A 16,150-nucleotide genomic window follows, 5' to 3' on the forward strand; every position below is an offset into this window, starting at 1 on the left:
CCCGGTATGCCTGAGCCGATCGATCCGCGCACGTTCCGCCACGTGCTTGGGCAGTTCTGCACGGGCATCACCATCATCACGACGGTGCACGACGACGTGCCCATTGGTTTTGCCTGCCAGTCGTTCGCGGCGCTGTCGCTCGATCCGCCGCTGGTGTTGTTCTGCCCGACCAAGATGTCGCGGTCTTGGCAGGCGATCGAAGCCAGCGGCAAGTTCTGCGTCAACGTCCTGCACGAGAATCAGAAGGACGTCTCGGCCCGGTTCGGCTCGAAGGAGCCCGACAAGTTCGGCGGAATCGACTGGAGCCCTTCGGCGCTCGGCTCACCAGTGATCGACGGCACGCTCGCGCACATCGACTGCTCGGTGAACTCGGTGCACGACGGTGGCGATCACTTCGTGGTGTTCGGGGCGGTGCACTCGCTTTCCGAGATCCCGAAGAAGAAGCCAAGGCCGCTGCTGTTCTACCGCGGCGAGTACACCGGCATCGAACCGGACAAGACCACGCCTGCGCAGTGGCGCGATGACCTCGAGGCCTTCATCACCACCACCACCGCCGACACCTGGCTTTAGATACACCCGTTCGCGCAGATGTCCGCCGGGGGCGGTACCTCCGCCGGGGGTGGTGGCTCCGGTAGTGGCGGGGCTGGATCCACCGGTGGCTGCTGCTGGGTGAGGTCGATGTCGCCCTCGAGGTCGGGCGCGATCGGGACGAACCGGCAGATGAAGCTGACCGAGAATTCGCAAGGATTGTCGCCGGGGTCGGCGCTCGCTGGGACCGCAAGGAGCACAGCCGCCCCGATGGCACTCACCGCGGCGATCACCGACCTCTTCAACATGGAATCACCTTACTCATGCCCGCGTAGCCCTGTGGCCTCGGTCATATTCCGTCGACCGGATGTCACGGTCGACGCCGCAGTTGATGGAAGACCTGCCGATCTCGCGCGTCGGTGACGTTCAGCGGCCCGGTCCGTCCCCTGTGCGTTCGAGCCGCACGTCCAGCGTCAAATCGCCTGGGCACCCGCCCGTCCGCACGGTGCGCTGGGTGCCGGTCAGCAACATGATCGGATCCGGAACCGGTTGCGGCAGTGCGAATTCCCCCGTCAACACCGACGTACCAGGAGCACCGTTGTCGCATGGCGAGTCGTCAGGTGCGCTGGTGGACGTCCACTTGCCGTCGGCGAAGGTCAGCACCAGCAGGGCCGCCGAGGTCGGCTCGACCAGGTAGCTCAGGCAGTGCTCACCGCTGCGCACGCAACGGGTGTTTCCGCTGTAGGTCGATGGTGGGTACACCTCGCCGGTCTGCGGGTTGGTCTGGGTCAGGACGTAGTCACCCCACAGTGCCGAACCGGGGGACGACGCGCGCGGCTCCTCGGCGGTTGGATCGCCGACCGCGACACCAGCGTCGGCGTCGCCGGTGCGCGACACCGTGACTGACTGCGTCGAGTTGTGGCATGCGCCGCCAACCGACGACCTGTTGGTGTACGCGCCGACCAGCGTGCCGTCGGGTCTGGGCTCCAGCGTGTACGTCTGCCAGCCCTGGACGTCGATCGGATCACCGTTGGGGGTCGTGCACTGCGACGGCACCTCCCGAACCGACACCCAGCGGCCGTCGACCATGTCGAAGACCATCTTCGGTGGGCGTGGGTCCTCGGCGTCTGGCGGCGCGACTTCTGTTGCGGTGGCGATGCATCCGGCGTCGACGCAGCTGGATCTGGTCACCCATTTGACGGTGGCGGCGGTGTCGGGAACTTCGACGCCTTGCACGGTGGTCCGCAGACCGAGTTGAGCGCTGAACGTGCCATCGAACGACGACCCCGTAGACGGCGGAGCCTGAGGAGGCTGCGGGGACGTGCAGGACGCAAGCACCAGGCACGCCGCAGCGGCGCAGGCCCAGGCTCGCGTCCTGGTCGTCACGACGACGCGACCCCGAGCACGAACTCGATGATGGTGTCCGACACCGCTTGGTGGGTGACGTCGTTGAGGATGTCGTGGCCGCCGCCGTCGATCTCAATGAGCGACAGCGGTTCGACCTGCTCGGCGTAGGCCTTCAGCGCCCCGACCGGAGCTATCGGATCGTTGGCGCCGTGGACCGCGAGCGTTGGCACGGCCAGCGTAGGCAGCCTCGCTCCGAAGGTGTCCCAGCCCCTGTCCAACTCGCGCGCGAGTGGTCCGCCGTCCGCGTCGACGAAGGCCAGCGGGTCGTTTTCCATCAAATCGAGGTAGAACGGGTCGGCCGACAGCTGGCTCGGCGCGATCTCGAACGTGCTGTCGGCGTCGACCAGTCCGGGGACCGGGACCAATGGTGCACCCGAGATCACCCCGGCGCGGTACTTGCCGGGGTTGTCGATGAGATTCCACAGGGTGGCGACGGCCCCGAACGAATGGCCCTGCAGGACAAGGGGAATGCCCGGAGTCTCGGCCTTGGCCAGGGCGGCGAGCTGGTCGGCAAGGCCGACGCTGGCCTCGATCGAACCGAAGTCGCCGCGCTCGCCTGGGCTGAGCCCGTGTCCGAACTGGTCGACGGCCCACAGGTCGATGTCCGCGGCGTTCAGCGCGAAGCCGTACCGGTGGTAGACGCCGGTGTGCTCGCCGAAGCCGTGCAGGAAGATCACCACGGCGCGTGGGTTGGCGGCCGCCCAGTGCCGGTAGTACGCCTTGCCGTCATCGGTGTCCAGGAATGGCATGACCCGACTGCACCAGGTGAACCCGTGTCCGCGCAAGAGATCTGCTCATGGTGTGCCCATGAGGGCGTCCCGCTGCTCCTCCATCCTGGCGCGGATCGCGGCGACGACAGCGGACACCTCGGGCCTGCGCAACGTATCCGGCCTTGTCACCAGCCAGTAGGTCAACTGAATTGCGACCGCGTCGGGCAGCACTCGGATCAGGTCGTCGTGCCGGTCGGCCATGAAGCACGGCAACAGACCCAGCCCGGCCGAGGCCCTTGTCGCCTCCACGTGCACGAAGACGTTCGTGGAGGTGACGGACTCCCGCATCGTCGGCGCGAAGCTGCGGGCCAGGTCGAGATCGTCGACCTGCAGCATCGAGTCGATGAAGTAGACCAATGGGTGCCCTGCCAGGTCGTTCCGCGATACCGGGGTGCCGTGCTCGATGAGGTAGTCGGCCGAACCGTACAAACCCAGCCGGTAATCGCCGAGCCGGATGGCCTCTGCGCGGTGCACCTGGGGTTCGCCGACAACCACCTCGATGTCGAGGCCGGACCGCTGCTGCGTCGCGCGCCGTGTCGCGGTGACGATCTCGACGGCCACCTTTGGGTGGCGTTTCTGTACGGCGGCCGCGGCTGGCGCGGCGACGTAGGCGCTGAAGCCGTCCGTCGCCGACATCCGCACGACGCCTTCGAGCGCCCGGCCGCCCGCCGAATCCGCGGATAGCGAGCGCACGGCGGATTCCACGGCCTCGGCGGCGGCCAGTGCGTCGCGGCCGAGGTCGGTGAGCTCCCAGCCACCTGCCACCCTGGCGAGGAGCCGGCCGCCGATGGACCGTTCCAGTGCGGCGATGCGGCGCGAGATGGTGGTGTGGTTGATGCCGAGTTCCTCGGCGGCGGTCACGTAGCGGCCGGATCGGCCGACCGCGAGCAGGACCAGCAGGTCGTCGGCGCTGGGCCGGTTGCCCTGAGTCATGTATGCATTTTTGCAGATCGGTGCTGCATGTTTGATCATTGCGGTCGAAGGGAATGTGCGTCGATACTCAGACAGCCTGTGGCGGGCATCACAATCCATGGAGGAGCTCGGCGATGAGTACACCCACGGGTCTGCGGCGGGTGGTCGCGGCATCGATGGCGGGCACGGTCGTGGAGTGGTACGAGTTCTTCCTCTACGGCACCGCGGCCACTCTGGTGTTCAGCAAGGTGTTCTTCTCGGCGGGCACCAGCGAACTCGACGCGATTCTCGCAGCGTTCGTGACCTACGCCGTCGGCTTCGCAGCGCGACCGCTCGGCGGCATCGTGTTCGGACACTACGGCGACAAGTACGGCCGCAAGAAACTGCTCCAGTTCTCGCTGCTGCTGGTCGGCGCGGCCACGTTCCTGATGGGTTGTCTGCCGACGTTCGGTCAGATCGGCTATTGGGCGCCCGCGCTGCTCGTCGTGTTGCGCTTCATCCAGGGCTTCGCCGTCGGCGGCGAGTGGGGCGGCGCCGTGCTTCTGGTGGCCGAGCACAGCCCCAACAAGGAGCGCGGCTTCTGGGCCAGCTGGCCACAGGCCGGGGTTCCCGCGGGCAACATGCTCGCCACTGTGGTCCTGCTGGTGCTGACGGGGACGCTGTCCGCCGACTCCTTCCTGTCCTGGGGTTGGCGTGTCGCGTTCTGGCTGTCCGCGGTGGTGGTGCTGGTCGGCTACTACATCAGGACCAAGGTCACCGATGCGCCGATCTTCGTTGCGGCGCAACGAGAGGCCGAGCAGATCAAGGCGACGTCGTTCAGTGTCGTCGAGGTGCTCAAGCGCTACCCGCGAGGCGTCTTCACCGCGATGGGTCTGCGGTTCGGCGAGAACATCATGTACTACCTGGTGGTCACGTTCTCCATCACCTATCTGAAGGTGCAGGTGGGCGCAAACACCAGCTCGATCCTGTGGTACCTGCTGGTCGCCCACGCGGTGCACTTCGCGGTCATCCCGCTGGTGGGCAGGCTCGCCGACCGTTACGGCAGGCGGCCGGTGTACTTCGTGGGTGCCGCACTCGGCGCCAGCTGGGGATTCTTCGCCTTCCCGATGATGAACAGCGGGAACTACGTGGTCATCACGGCCTCGGTCACTCTCGGCCTGATGATCCACGCGATCATGTACGCGCCCCAGCCGGCGATCATGGCGGAGATGTTCCCAACTCGGATGCGTTATTCCGGTGTGTCCCTTGGCTATCAGGTCACCTCGATCGTGGCGGGCTCGCTGGCGCCGATCATCGCGGTGAAGCTGCTGGAGATCTACGACTCGTCGGTGCCGATCGCGGTGTACCTGGCCGTGGCTTGTGCCATCACTCTCGTCGCGGTGCTGTTCACCCGCGAGACCAAGGGCATCGACCTGAAGTCCCTCGACGTCGCCGACGCCGACGAGATGGCCGATCGGCGTCAGGCCGCGGTCGGATGACCGACCTGGCCGGCCGCACCGCCCTGGTCACCGGCGGTGCGAGCGGGATCGGCGCGGCCTGTGCGCGGGAACTCGCAGGCAGGGGTGCCGCCGTTGTCGTAGCCGACGTGGACGAAGGGGCGGCCAAGGCGCTCGCGAAGGAGATCGGTGGAAGTGCCTGGGCGATAGACCTTCTCGACGTGGGTGCCCTCGAGGAGCTGGTGCTGGAGACCGACGTCCTCGTCAACAATGCGGGCGTGCAGTGCGTCGCCCCGATCACCGAGTTCAGCCCGGAGCGCTTCCGATCGATGCTCGCGTTGATGGTCGAGGCGCCGTTCCTGTTGATCCGTGCCGCATTGCCGCACATGTTCGCGCAGCGGTTCGGCCGGATCGTCAACGTCTCGTCGGTGCACGGCATTCGGGCCTCCGAGTACAAGGTGGCTTACGTGACGGCCAAGCACGGCCTTGAGGGGCTGTCCAAGGTGACTGCGCTTGAAGGCGGGCCGCACGGCGTCACAAGCAACTGCGTCAACCCCGGTTACGTCCGAACCCCGTTGGTGGCCAAGCAGATCGCCGACCAGGCCCGCACCCACGGTGTCCCCGAGCAGGAGGTCGTCGAGACGATTCTGCTGTCCGAAAGTGCGATCAAGCGGCTGGTGGAACCCGAGGAGGTCGCGGCTCTGGTGGGCTTTCTGGCCTCACCGGATGCCGGCATGGTGACTGGCGCGTCGTACACGATGGATGGTGGCTGGAGTGCACGGTAGCAGCCGGGTATCGTCCACTTCTGCGTCATGGCTGTGGCTACGCGCGTCGTGAGCGACCCTGCTGCAGAACTCGCGCTGGTGATCTACTCCGCGGGCGGCAGTTGGCGCGGCCCACCAGCTTCGCGCAACTCACCGGGGCCGTCGTGTTCGAGCAGCTCGACCTGCGGCTCGCGACCGGGCATGCGGCTCAACGACGCCCGCTCCGATTGAGCTGCGCGCCCCGATTGAACAGCGGGCTTCGCCTCGGTGACTGTGGATCCGAGCTGCCGCGGCTGCTCTGTAGTCTCCTCGGAGTTGACGGTCACCTTGTGGGTGCGCTTGAGCAGGAACGTGATCTCCTCGACCTCTTCGAACACCTGCCTTGCGGCCCGCAGCGGTTGGGTTGTGGTGTCGACCGCGCGGGCGACGAACGGTGGCACTAGCGGACGAAGCCAGCGAGCGGCGGCCTTGGTGACGTCCGGAATCGTCGGGATCAGCGACCCGCTACGCGGTTCAACCGCACCGCCCGATTCGACCAGTGCAGGCAGGTTCTCCGTTGTCTCCGCGGCGGCGGGCAATTCGGCCTGAGCCGCTTCGGCGTCCACGGGCTCCCGCTGCGCAGCCACCTGGACCGGGCCATCGAGTGCGTCGATGACCCGACGGCGATGGTGCTCGCGGTCGATCTCGGTCTGTGCCTCAACGGCCAATCGAGCGTTTGCGAGCTGCTGGTCGGCCCACATGATTTCGGTGGCCGCGCGCACCTCGGCACGTTTGACGGCAATCGCCGTGTCTGCCAGGAGCTCCGCGCGATCACGCTCGGCGCGGGCGGCCGCGCCGCGATCGTCGGTCGTCTCGCCGCGCCACGACTTGAAGATCAGCGGCAGCAGGCTGAGCAACGCGAAGAACACGAGCGTGAACAACCGCAGCAGGAGCGCGCCGACGTTGGAGAACGTGTAGGCGTTCATCGCGACCCAGCGTGCTCCGAGGCCATGATTCGCTCCCGTCGCCACGGTCGCGCGGGCCTGCGCGAGCCCCTGCTCGGCGTTGGCGATCTTCGAGTCCAGCTCGGGTGCACCGCGGTCACGTGCGGCTTCGGCGGTACCTAACTCCCGCTGGGCGTCTGCGAGAAGCTCCTTCGCCGTTCGGGTTTCGGGTCCGGCACCAGGTACGCCTGTGATGCGCGTCTGGGGGCATGCCGGTGACGGGTTGTACTCGCAGCGTGCGACGACCAACGCCTCGTCACGATCCGCTCGTGCACTTTCGACCGCGGCGTCGAGCGCAGTCCGGGCGCCACGCGTCTGGTCGAGATCGGCTGAGGCCTGCGCGACGGCGGGCACGGCGAGAGCGGCGCGTGCGGTCTGCTCGTCGAGGCGGCGATCGATCGTGCTGCCGAAGAGGACGAGCGCGGCGAGCTCGCTGACGACCGCCCCGACCGCAATCGCGACCACGCCGCGTCCCACGACGCTGCGCCAGCGTGTCGGGCCGGTCGCAACCGCGCGGATGACCGCGCCGACAAGGAGCCCGAAGAGGAGGGTCAACGGAAGGATGGCAAGCACCGGCCAGCTTGTCGATCCCGCGACGGCGAGGGTCGCGACGAGCCACGCCAGGGCGGCATCGAGCACGACGACCACGCCGGTGATCACGTTGATGGACCGCTCGTGGACTTCGTCAGCGGACATGGGGGACTCCAATCATCTCTGGTGTTCTCCGAGGTGACGGGGTGTCGAGCCATCGCGCCGATGCGATGCATGGATCCTCTCACAGCCGCGCGGGCACGACGAACCGGTGAGTGCCCGCTAACCGACCGTGGTCAACCAGGGACCCATCCGGCGGAGCGCCTCCGCGATGTCGCTCCTCGGGCCGGCGAACGACAATCGCACGTAGGCACCGCCATGTACGGTGTCGAAGTCGATGCCGGGTGCAATTGCAACGCCGGTGTCGCCCAACAGCTTTGCGCAGAACTGCAGTGAATCGGTGGAGAAGTCCGAGATGTCGGCGTAGACGTAGAACGCGCCGTCCGCGGGGGCGAGCCGGCCGAGACCCATCTCTGGCAGCCCGCGCAGCAACAGTTCACGGTTGACCGCGTACTGCTTGACCAGCGCGTCGGCCTCCACGATCGATTCCGGCGCGAACGCGGCAACGGCTGCCTTCTGCGGCAGCGTGGGCGGGCAGATCGAGAAGTTCCCCGTCAGGCGGTCGACGGCGCGCAGCAGCGGTCGCGGCACCAGCAGCCAGCCCAGCCGCCAGCCGGTCATCGCGAAGTACTTCGAGAAGCTGTTCACCACGATGGCGTCGCGCGACGTCTCCCATGCGCAACTCGTCTGCGGCGCACCGGGATACACCAGACCGTGGTAGATCTCGTCGCTGATCAACTGCACGCCGGAGTCGGCGCACCACGTCGCGATGGCGGCCAGATCGGCCGGTGGGATCACCGTTCCGGTCGGGTTGGCCGGGCTGGCGATCACCACGCCCTTGATGGGTGGGTCGATCGCCGCGAGCATCTCGACCGTCGGCTGGAAGCGGGTGTCGGGCCCGCATGGGACCTCGACCACCTCACAGCCAAGCGCCGACAGGATGTTGCGGTAACAGGGGTAGCCGGGGCTGGTCACGGCGACGCGATCACCGACGTCGAAGCTCGCAAGGAACGCCAGCAGGAAGCCGCCGGTCGATCCGGTGGTGACCACGACGTCGTCGGGCTCGACGGTGATGCCGTGCCGGTCGGCGTATGACCCGGCGATCGCCTCGCGCAGTTCGTGAATCCCCAGCGCCACGGTGTACCCGAGGTTGTCGTTGGCCAGCGCGTCGGCTGCGGCCGCACGAATCGGCGCGGGTGCCTTGGCGCCAGGCTGCCCGGCCGACAGATTGACCAGGTCGCCGTGCGACCGCTGGCGCTCGGCCGCGGCCAGCCACACGTCCATCACGTAGAACGGCGGAATCCCCGCGCGCAGCGCCACGCGATCATTCACCCGAGCCAGGCTAGACGGTCGCGCGCAGGACCATGTCGATCAGCCCTGGAAACCGTGTGTCGAGTTCAGGGCGCCGCAGCCAGAGGTACTTGCGCCTGCCCTCTTCACGCTCGCCGATGACCCCGGCCAGGGCCAGCGTCCTGATGTGATGGCTCGCGGTGGATTTCGTCACCGGGACCTCGAGCTCGCCGCAGGCCATTGCACCTGTGCACGCCGCGAGTTGGCGCACGATTGCCACGCGGACCGGATCGGCCAGCGCTTGAAGGACCGACATGCCGTCGATGTCTGGTGTGCCGCGAATGTGACCTCCACCCAAAAGTGATTGTTCGATAATCATCGAACAGTAGCATTCAGAGGGAAAGTGATCGAGAAGATGGCCGCTGCATACCTCATTCACGTCGACCCGGAGTCCGGATACGGAGATCCCGACGGAATGGCCCAATACAACGCCCATGTGGGTGCGATCATCGAGTCGTTCGGCGGTGCCTACCACCTGCGCCACAAGAAGTCTCGCGTGCTCGAAGGCGACTGGAGTCCTGACTTCATCACGCTGATCGAGTTTCCCTCGATGAGCAAGCTCCTCGAATTCTACGAGTCCGAGGAGTACCGGCCGTGGCTTGACGTGCGCAAGAACGCCGGTGCCGGCAGGATCGTCGTCTTCGAAGGCGGCGCGCCGGATTACCCGTCAGGTTAGAGCACCTCGGCTTCGAGGCGGCGCAGATGCTCACGAGGCGGCCCGAGCAGTTGCGCGCTGCCGTGTGCACGCTTGAAGTACAGCTGGATGTCGTGCTCCCAGGTGATCGCGATGCCGCCGTGCATCTGGACGGCCTCGGCCGCGACGGCACTGAACGCCTCGCTGGCCGCAATCCTGGCCAGCGCCGCCGACGTCGGCATCGGGTCCGCGACCGCGTCGTCGACCACCGCACGCGCCGCCTGCACCTTGACGTAGAGGTCGGCCATCCGGTGCTTGAGTGCCTGGAAGCTGCCGATCGGCCTGCCGAACTGAACCCGGTCCTTGGTGTACGCCACCGTCAGGTCCAGGCAGCGACTTGCGGCGCCGATCTGCTCGGCGGCCATCAGGATCGCTGCGGCGTCGGCCAGTCCGGGGTCGGCTCCGATGGCGATGGTGTCGCCTGGCTCGACCCGCGCCAGCCTGCGGGTGGGATCCATGGTGGCGGCCGGATGAGCGACGACGTTCGTCCAGCGGGTCAGCGTGCCATCCTGCACGCCGATCACCACGTCGGCGACGTCGCCGTTGAGCACGTAGTTGGGATCGAAGACGACGGCGCCGATCGACGTGCCCTCGGCGAGCTTCTCAAGGGCATCGGCGTCGGGTTCATCGGCGGCCACCAGGGCCAGCTCGGCCAGCGTGGTGCCGAGCAGCGGCGTCGGCACCAGACCCTTGCCGAGCTCCTCGAGCACCACGGCGGCGTCGCCGAGTTCGCCGCCCGCACCGCCCAGTTCCTCGGGCACGACGAGCGCTGCCGCACCGACCTGCTCGCACAACAACTTCCACAGCGACTCGTCGTAACCGCGTTCCGAGGCCATGGCCTCGCGCACCGCGGCGGGAGAGGCGTGCTTCTCGATCAGCGCGGCGACGGTGTCGCGCAACAGATCCCGTTCGTCACTCATGTCAGGCCCTCCAATCCGTCGAGAACCCTGCGACGGTGCCAGCTCGGGTCGCCCCACGCCGAGTGCAGCGCCTGCACCCGCAAAAGCAGAAGGGACAGGTCGTGCTCCTGGGTGAAGCCGATGGCGCCGTGCGTCTGCAGCGACGAGCGCGCCGAAAGCAACGCCGCATCCGACGCGGCGGCCTTCGCGGCGCTGACGTCGCGCGCGGTGTTCGGCGACCCGTCGGCGAGCGACAGCGCAGCGGCGTAGACGAGTGGCCGGGCCAACTCGACCGCGATGTAGACGTCGGCCAGCTTGTGCTTGATCGCCTGGTAGGAGCCGATCACGCGGCCGAACTGGCTGCGCTGCTTGGCGTATTCCACCGACGCGTCCAGCATGGCTTGGCCTGCGCCGATCAACTGGGCCGCGGTGACAAGCGCACCGAACTCGAAAGCCCGTGCGGTATCGGCCTTCTGCGCCTCGCCGACCGTGGTGACGTCGAACAGCCGGCGCGCCGGGTCCACGGACTGGTGCTGCTCACCTGCGGCGCCGTCGCTGACCTCGCCGTCGCCCGCGACCAGGATCAGGCCTGCGGTGTCGGCATCGACGGCCCTCGGCGCGTGCGGCCGCAGCGCGACCGTCGCGATCAGTTCACCCGATGCCAGCCCGGCGCTGCGCTCGCCCTGGCCGGCCAGTAGAACCGGTGCCACGGCGATGGATTCGGCGACGGGGCCGGGTACACCCCAGTAGCCAAGTCGCTCGGTGGCCACCACCAGGTCGACGGGGTGCGCGCCGATACCGTCGAACTCCTCGGCCACCGCCAGCGCGGTCACACCGAGATCGCTCAGCGTGGCCCACAGCTTGCGGCCGGGACCGGTATCGCCAGCCGACCATGCCCGTACCGCGGCAGGCACGTCGGCGGATCCGAGTGCCGCGTCGATGCTTGCGGCGAAGTCGCGCTGCTGTTCGTCGATCTCGAAGTTCACTGTGTCTTCCCTGCCTGCTCCGCCTTCTCGCGGGGCAGCCCGAGTAGCCGCTCGGCGATGATGTTTCGCTGAATCTCGTTGGTGCCGGCGTAGATCGGACCGCCCAACGCGAACAGCAGCCCGTCGGTCCAATTGTAGGATTCCTCCTCGCGTCCGGGGAAATCCGCGAGCTCGGCATCTGCGCCGCGCAGGTCGAGTGCGGTCTGGTGCAGCGCGACGTCGAGCTCCGACCAGAACACCTTGGTGACCGACGACTCCGCGCCAAGCTCACCACCGCCGGCAAGCCGCGTCACGGTGCCGAACGTGTGCAGTCGGTAGGCCTGCGCCTTGATCCAGGCATCGGCGACGCGGTCGGCGTAGGCGGGGTCCGGATCGGCCTGCCACAGCTTGACCAGCCGCTCGGCCGGTGCGACGAAGCGGGCCGGGCTGCGCAGCGACATGCCGCGCTCGTTGCTCGAGGTGCTCATGGCAGCGCGCCAACCTTCGTTCGCCTCGCCGATCACGTCCTCGTCGGGTACGAAGACGTCGTCGAGGAAGATCTCGCCGAACCCGGTGTCCCCGCCGAGCTGCGCGATCGGGCGCACCGTGATGCCGTCGGCCCTCAAGTCGAACATGAAGTACGTCAGGCCCCTGTGGCGCTGCGCATCCGGGTCCGACCGGAACAGCCCGAATGCCCTCTCGCCGAACGGAGCCCGCGAACTCCAGATCTTCTGGCCGTTGAGCTTCCAGCCGCCGTCGGCCCTGGTGGCCGTCGAACGCAGCGAGGCAAGGTCGCTGCCCGACTCGGGTTCCGACCAGGCCTGCGCCCAGATCTCCTCGCCGCTGGCCATCTTGGGCAGGACCCGATCCAGCTGCTCCTTCGTACCATGCGCGAACAGCGTCGGCGCCAACATCGACGTTCCGTTGGCGCTGGCCCGGCCCGGTGCGCCTGCGCGGAAGTACTCCTCTTCGTACACGATCCACTGCAACAGGGTGGCGTCCCGCCCGCCGTACTCCTTCGGCCATGCGATCACCGAAAGACCGGCGTCGAACAGCACCTTGTCCCAGTGCCGGTGCTGTTCGAAGCCCTCGGCGGTGTCGTATGACTTCGTCGGGAATGCAGACGTGTTGGCGGACAAGAAGTCACGGACTTCGGCCCGGAACTGCTCTGTCGCGTCGTCGAAGGTCAGGTCCATCAGGCTCTTTCTCGTAACAGTGGCTTGACCACCTTGCCGCCTGGGTTGCGGGGCAGCACGTCGAGGAACTCCACCGATTGTGGGGTCTTGAACTTAGCCAAATGCTCACGCGTGTAGGCGATCACGGTCTTCTCGTTGAGGCTCACTCCCGGCTTGGTCACGACGAACGCCTTGCCGACCTCACCGAGCCGCTCGTCGGGCACACCGATGACCGCGGACTCGGCGACGCCATCCAGCCGGGCGAGCACCTGCTCGACCTCGGCCGGGTAGACGTTGAAACCGCCGCTGATGTACATGTCCTTGAGCCGATCGGTGATGCGCAGGTTGCCCTTCTCGTCGAGGGTTCCGATGTCACCGGTGTGCAGCCAGCCGTCTGCGTCGATCGCTGCCGCGGTGGCTTTCGGGTCGTCGAGGTAGCCCTGCATGACGTTCGGGCCACGCAGCAGAACTTCACCGGTCTCGTCGGCGATGGCGAGCTCGAAGTCGGCGATCGGCCGTCCGCTGGTGGTCGCCACAGTCTCCGCGTCATCGTCGGCCCGGCACATGGTGCCGAATCCGCTTGCCTCCGTGAGGCCGTAGGCGGTGAGCACGATGTCGATGTCCAGCTCGGTCTGCATCCGCTCGATCAGCACCACCGGAATCGTCGCCGCACCGGTGACCGCGAACCGCAGCGAGGTCAGGTCGTAGTCGGCGCGTTTGGGATGGTCGAGGAGCACCTGGTAGATGGTCGGGGGCCCTGGTAACACCGTGATGCGGTGTTCCTGCACCGCGCGCATCGCGCCCTCGGGGTCGAACGTCAGCTGGGGGATCAGCGTCGCGCCCGTCTGAAGGCAGGCCAGGATGCCCGCCTTGTAGCCGAAGTTGTGGAAGAACGGGTTGATGCACAGGTAGCGGTCGTCGCTGGTGAGTTGACCGCACGCGGCCCACGCCGCAGGCGCGTCGAGCGACTGCCGATGCGAGCACAGCACGCCCTTGCTGCGACCCGTCGTCCCCGAGGTGAACAGGATGTTGGCGACGTCATCGGGGGACAGGGCGGCGGCACGGGCGTCCACTGCGGCGAGATCCGTGCCGCGGGCCACGAATTCGTCCCATGATGTCGCCGCGCCCGCATCGCCTTTTTGAACGGGGACCCGCACGATGTGTCGCAGCGCGGGCAGCGTTGCGCGGTCGAGTTCGGTGGTTCGGTCGGAGCCGAGGAATCGACCCATGGCGATGAGGAGTGGTGCATCGGTGCGGGCCAGGATGTCGGTGGCCTCGGTGGCGGTGTAGCGGGTGTTCAGGGGTACCACGGCGGCGCCGGCGTAGTGCGCTGCCAGGCACGCGACCACCCAATGCCAGGTGTTCGGCGACCAGATCGCCACCCGGTCGCCTGCGTTCACGCCAAGGTCGATGATCGCCGCGGCGGCCTGCCTGACCTCGGCGTGGAGCTGCGCGAACGTCAACCGGCGGTCCTCGGTGACCAGTGCGTCGTGGTCGGAGAAGCGGTCGGCGATCTCGTCCAGGACCTGTGGAATGGTCCGTGGCTCGCTGCTCATGGATGCTCCTCTAACAAAGCAAGTGCTTGGTAGGTTAGCCTACAAGGGTGATAGGGGTCCAGGAGTTCCGGGCCGAGGTCCGGCAGTGGCTCGCCGACAATCTCGTCGGCGAATACGCCGCGCTCAAGGGCCTTGGCGGGCCGGGGCGCGAGCATCAGGCATACGAGCAACGGGTGGCATGGAACCAGCATCTCGCCAAGGCGGGCCTCACGTGTCTGGGTTGGCCGGAGAAGCACGGCGGACGCGGGATGTCCGTGGCGCACCGTGTCGCGTTCTACGAGGAGTACGCCCGTGCGGATGCGCCCGACAAGGTCAACCACTTCGGTGAGGAACTGCTCGGCCCAACGCTGATCGCATTCGGCACCGCCGAGCAGCAGGATCGGTTCCTGCCGAAGATTCTCGACGTCACCGAGCTGTGGTGCCAGGGCTACTCCGAGCCCGGCGCGGGCAGTGACCTCGCCAACGTGTCGACCGCGGCCGAACTCGACGGCGACCAGTGGGTGATCAATGGGCAGAAGGTATGGACGTCGCTGGCGCACTTGTCGCAGTGGTGCTTCGTCGTCGCCCGCACCGAGAGGGGCTCCAAGCGGCACTCAGGGCTGTCGTATCTGCTCGTGCCGCTGGATCAGCCGGGCGTGGAGATCCGCCCCATCGTCCAACTCACGGGCGACTCGGAATTCAACGAAGTGTTCTTCGACGACGCCCGCACGGACGCCAACCTGGTGGTCGGTGAACCCGGCGACGGCTGGCGCGTGGCGATGGGCACGCTGACGTTCGAGCGCGGGGTATCCACGCTGGGCCAACAGATCCGTTATGCGCGTGAGCATTCCGGCCTCGTCGAACTGGCCAAGGCCAACGGCGCCATCGACGACCCGCTGATCCGCGAGCGGCTGACCCGGTCGTGGACCGGGCTGCAGGCGATGCGGTCCTATGCGCTGGCGACGATGGATGTCGAAGGAGGCGGTCAGGCCGCCCCGGGAAAAGACTCAGTGTCGAAGCTGTTGTGGGCCAACTGGCATCGCGAACTGGGTGAGATCGCCATGGACGTCCAGGGGATGGCAGGCCTGACGCTCGACGGCGGCGAGTTCGACGAATGGCAACGGCTGTACCTGTTCTCGCGCTCGGACACCATCTACGGCGGGTCGAACGAGATCCAACGCAACATCATCGCCGAGCGGGTGCTCGGCCTGCCACGAGAGGTCAAGGGCTGATGAGCGCTTGCGCGAAGAAGAGACAACGATGACGGACTTATCGGCTGCCCCGAAGGAGATCGAGGGACACGGGCTGCTCGCAGGCAAGGTCGTCCTGGTGACGGCCGCCGCCGGAACGGGCATCGGCTCGTCGACGGCACGGCGGGCGCTCGCCGAGGGCGCCGACGTCGTCGTCTCCGACTACCACGAACGGCGGCTTGGCGAGACCCGCGAGGAACTCGCAGGGCTCGGGCTGGGCCGCGTCGAGGCCGTGGTGTGCGACGTGACCTCCACAGAAGCCGTCGACGCGCTCTTCACCGGCGCGGTGGAGAAGATGGGACGCATCGACGTCCTGGTCAACAACGCTGGGCTCGGCGGTCAGACGCCCGTGATCGACATGACCGACGACGAATGGGATCGGGTCCTCAACGTCACGCTGACGTCGGTCATGCGCGCCACCCGCGCCGCCCTGCGATACTTCCGCGGTGCCGGACACGGCGGCGTCATCGTCAACAACGCCAGCGTGCTCGGCTGGCGGGCGCAGCACTCGCAGTCGCACTACGCCGCCGCCAAGGCAGGCGTGATGGCCCTGACCCGGTGCAGCGCAATCGAAGCCGTCGAGTTCGGCGTCAGGATCAACGCCGTGTCGCCGAGCATCGCGAGGCACAAGTTTCTAGAGAAGACCAGCAGCACGGAACTGCTCGACCGGTTGTCGTCGGACGAGGCGTTCGGCCGGGCCGCCGAGCCGTGGGAAATCGCCGCCACCATCGCGTTCCTGGCCAGTGAGTATTCCAGTTACCTGACTGGCGAAGTGATCTCGGTATCCAGCCAGCACGCCTGAGCGGCTACTCCGTCTCGGCGAGCCGAGCA

The 16,150-nt window shown here is 67.3% G+C and carries 17 protein-coding genes; 6 read left to right on the forward strand and 11 right to left on the reverse strand.

The window, feature by feature from the left end; translation table 11 throughout:
* Positions 1 to 6 precede the first annotated feature (6 nt).
* Positions 7 to 570, forward strand: coding sequence for a 3-hydroxy-9,10-secoandrosta-1,3,5(10)-triene-9,17-dione monooxygenase reductase subunit (gene hsaB / locus HNP02_RS25620; protein ID WP_184443354.1), 564 nt, complete (start codon positions 7 to 9; stop codon positions 568 to 570).
* Here hsaB and HNP02_RS25625 read toward each other — a convergent pair.
* The 4 genes from HNP02_RS25625 to HNP02_RS25640 form a co-directional block, all read right to left on the reverse strand.
* On the reverse strand, positions 567 to 836 hold the full coding sequence (locus HNP02_RS25625) for a fibronectin-binding protein (RefSeq protein ID WP_184443356.1): 270 nt from the start codon (positions 834 to 836) through the stop codon (positions 567 to 569). The genes hsaB and HNP02_RS25625 overlap by 4 nt on opposite strands.
* Positions 837 to 954: 118 nt before the next feature.
* Positions 955 to 1,914, reverse strand: a complete 960-nt coding sequence (locus tag HNP02_RS25630; protein ID WP_184443358.1) for a hypothetical protein — start codon at positions 1,912 to 1,914, stop codon at positions 955 to 957.
* Positions 1,911 to 2,684 carry an alpha/beta fold hydrolase gene (locus HNP02_RS25635; protein WP_184443360.1) on the reverse strand — a complete coding sequence of 258 codons (774 nt, stop codon included), beginning with the start codon at positions 2,682 to 2,684 and terminating at the stop codon, positions 1,911 to 1,913. Before HNP02_RS25635 ends, HNP02_RS25630 begins: the two co-directional genes overlap by 4 nt.
* A gap of 45 nt (positions 2,685 to 2,729) precedes the next feature.
* A complete protein-coding gene (locus tag HNP02_RS25640) occupies positions 2,730 to 3,638 on the reverse strand; it encodes a LysR family transcriptional regulator (RefSeq protein WP_255506899.1) in 909 nt (302 codons plus the stop codon).
* Between the two features lie 113 nt (positions 3,639 to 3,751).
* Here HNP02_RS25640 and HNP02_RS25645 point away from each other — a divergent pair, with 113 nt between their 5' ends.
* Positions 3,752 to 5,095 carry an MFS transporter gene (locus tag HNP02_RS25645; protein WP_184443364.1) on the forward strand — a complete coding sequence of 448 codons (1,344 nt, stop codon included), beginning with the start codon at positions 3,752 to 3,754 and terminating at the stop codon, positions 5,093 to 5,095.
* Positions 5,092 to 5,838: a 3-hydroxybutyrate dehydrogenase gene (locus tag HNP02_RS25650; RefSeq protein ID WP_184443366.1), complete on the forward strand. Its 747-nt coding sequence runs from the start codon at positions 5,092 to 5,094 to the stop codon at positions 5,836 to 5,838. The genes HNP02_RS25645 and HNP02_RS25650 overlap by 4 nt, the downstream gene beginning before the upstream one ends.
* Positions 5,839 to 5,921: 83 nt before the next feature.
* Here the strand turns inward: HNP02_RS25650 and HNP02_RS25655 are convergent, their stop codons facing one another.
* The 3 genes from HNP02_RS25655 to HNP02_RS25665 form a co-directional block, all read right to left on the reverse strand.
* Entirely contained in the window at positions 5,922 to 7,496 is a 1,575-nt protein-coding gene (locus HNP02_RS25655) for a DUF4407 domain-containing protein (RefSeq protein WP_184443368.1), read from the reverse strand.
* A gap of 117 nt (positions 7,497 to 7,613) precedes the next feature.
* Positions 7,614 to 8,783 carry a pyridoxal phosphate-dependent aminotransferase gene (locus HNP02_RS25660; RefSeq protein ID WP_184443370.1) on the reverse strand — a complete coding sequence of 390 codons (1,170 nt, stop codon included), beginning with the start codon at positions 8,781 to 8,783 and terminating at the stop codon, positions 7,614 to 7,616.
* Between the two features lie 10 nt (positions 8,784 to 8,793).
* Positions 8,794 to 9,120 carry a helix-turn-helix transcriptional regulator gene (locus tag HNP02_RS25665; RefSeq protein WP_184443373.1) on the reverse strand — a complete coding sequence of 109 codons (327 nt, stop codon included), beginning with the start codon at positions 9,118 to 9,120 and terminating at the stop codon, positions 8,794 to 8,796.
* A gap of 24 nt (positions 9,121 to 9,144) precedes the next feature.
* Between HNP02_RS25665 and HNP02_RS25670 the strand changes: the two genes are divergently transcribed.
* Complete coding sequence (locus HNP02_RS25670) at positions 9,145 to 9,477, forward strand: DUF1330 domain-containing protein (RefSeq protein ID WP_184443375.1); 333 nt, start codon at positions 9,145 to 9,147, stop codon at positions 9,475 to 9,477.
* On the opposite strand, the gene HNP02_RS25675 is transcribed toward HNP02_RS25670, so the two are convergent.
* The 4 genes from HNP02_RS25675 to fadD3 are packed head-to-tail and all read right to left on the reverse strand — an operon-like array spanning position 9,474 to position 14,090.
* Positions 9,474 to 10,415, reverse strand: coding sequence for an acyl-CoA dehydrogenase family protein (locus tag HNP02_RS25675; RefSeq protein WP_184443376.1), 942 nt, complete (start codon positions 10,413 to 10,415; stop codon positions 9,474 to 9,476). The two genes, HNP02_RS25670 and HNP02_RS25675, sit on opposite strands and share 4 nt — an antisense overlap.
* The gene (locus tag HNP02_RS25680; RefSeq protein ID WP_184443378.1) at positions 10,412 to 11,380 is read right to left on the reverse strand and encodes an acyl-CoA dehydrogenase family protein; all 969 of its coding nucleotides are present in this window, start codon (positions 11,378 to 11,380) and stop codon (positions 10,412 to 10,414) included. The genes HNP02_RS25675 and HNP02_RS25680 overlap by 4 nt, the downstream gene beginning before the upstream one ends.
* Positions 11,377 to 12,555 carry an acyl-CoA dehydrogenase family protein gene (locus HNP02_RS25685; protein ID WP_184443380.1) on the reverse strand — a complete coding sequence of 393 codons (1,179 nt, stop codon included), beginning with the start codon at positions 12,553 to 12,555 and terminating at the stop codon, positions 11,377 to 11,379. The genes HNP02_RS25680 and HNP02_RS25685 overlap by 4 nt, the downstream gene beginning before the upstream one ends.
* Positions 12,555 to 14,090 (reverse strand): 3-((3aS,4S,7aS)-7a-methyl-1,5-dioxo-octahydro-1H-inden-4-yl)propanoate--CoA ligase FadD3, encoded by a 1,536-nt coding sequence (gene fadD3, locus HNP02_RS25690; RefSeq protein WP_184443381.1) that lies wholly within the window; start codon positions 14,088 to 14,090, stop codon positions 12,555 to 12,557. Before fadD3 ends, HNP02_RS25685 begins: the two co-directional genes overlap by 1 nt.
* A gap of 47 nt (positions 14,091 to 14,137) precedes the next feature.
* Here fadD3 and ipdE1 point away from each other — a divergent pair, with 47 nt between their 5' ends.
* Positions 14,138 to 15,301 carry an acyl-CoA dehydrogenase IpdE1 gene (gene ipdE1, locus HNP02_RS25695; protein ID WP_184443384.1) on the forward strand — a complete coding sequence of 388 codons (1,164 nt, stop codon included), beginning with the start codon at positions 14,138 to 14,140 and terminating at the stop codon, positions 15,299 to 15,301.
* Between the two features lie 28 nt (positions 15,302 to 15,329).
* Positions 15,330 to 16,121 (forward strand): (5R,7aS)-5-hydroxy-7a-methyl-1-oxo-2,3,5,6,7,7a-hexahydro-1H-indene-carboxyl-CoA reductase, encoded by a 792-nt coding sequence (gene ipdF, locus HNP02_RS25700; protein ID WP_184443386.1) that lies wholly within the window; start codon positions 15,330 to 15,332, stop codon positions 16,119 to 16,121.
* The last annotated feature ends 29 nt before the right edge of the window (positions 16,122 to 16,150 follow it).

This window comes from Mycobacterium sp. AZCC_0083 (assembly GCF_014202335.1).
In the GTDB taxonomy this organism is placed as follows: domain Bacteria; phylum Actinomycetota; class Actinomycetes; order Mycobacteriales; family Mycobacteriaceae; genus Mycobacterium.

What these genes read in the sequence shown, in the direction of transcription:
- fadD3 (WP_184443381.1), bottom strand. Translation starts at nt 14,090, where the DNA reads ATGAGCAGCGAGCCACGGACCATTCCACAGGTCCTGGACGAGATCGCC.
- HNP02_RS25665 (WP_184443373.1), bottom strand. Translation starts at nt 9,120, where the DNA reads ATGATTATCGAACAATCACTTTTGGGTGGAGGTCACATTCGCGGCACA.
- HNP02_RS25645 (WP_184443364.1), top strand. Translation starts at nt 3,752, where the DNA reads ATGAGTACACCCACGGGTCTGCGGCGGGTGGTCGCGGCATCGATGGCG.
- HNP02_RS25635 (WP_184443360.1), bottom strand. Translation starts at nt 2,684, where the DNA reads ATGCCATTCCTGGACACCGATGACGGCAAGGCGTACTACCGGCACTGG.
- HNP02_RS25685 (WP_184443380.1), bottom strand. Translation starts at nt 12,555, where the DNA reads ATGGACCTGACCTTCGACGACGCGACAGAGCAGTTCCGGGCCGAAGTC.
- hsaB (WP_184443354.1), top strand. Translation starts at nt 7, where the DNA reads ATGCCTGAGCCGATCGATCCGCGCACGTTCCGCCACGTGCTTGGGCAG.
- HNP02_RS25675 (WP_184443376.1), bottom strand. Translation starts at nt 10,415, where the DNA reads ATGAGTGACGAACGGGATCTGTTGCGCGACACCGTCGCCGCGCTGATC.
- HNP02_RS25650 (WP_184443366.1), top strand. Translation starts at nt 5,092, where the DNA reads ATGACCGACCTGGCCGGCCGCACCGCCCTGGTCACCGGCGGTGCGAGC.
- HNP02_RS25655 (WP_184443368.1), bottom strand. Translation starts at nt 7,496, where the DNA reads ATGTCCGCTGACGAAGTCCACGAGCGGTCCATCAACGTGATCACCGGC.
- ipdF (WP_184443386.1), top strand. Translation starts at nt 15,330, where the DNA reads ATGACGGACTTATCGGCTGCCCCGAAGGAGATCGAGGGACACGGGCTG.
- HNP02_RS25625 (WP_184443356.1), bottom strand. Translation starts at nt 836, where the DNA reads ATGTTGAAGAGGTCGGTGATCGCCGCGGTGAGTGCCATCGGGGCGGCT.
- HNP02_RS25640 (WP_255506899.1), bottom strand. Translation starts at nt 3,638, where the DNA reads ATGACTCAGGGCAACCGGCCCAGCGCCGACGACCTGCTGGTCCTGCTC.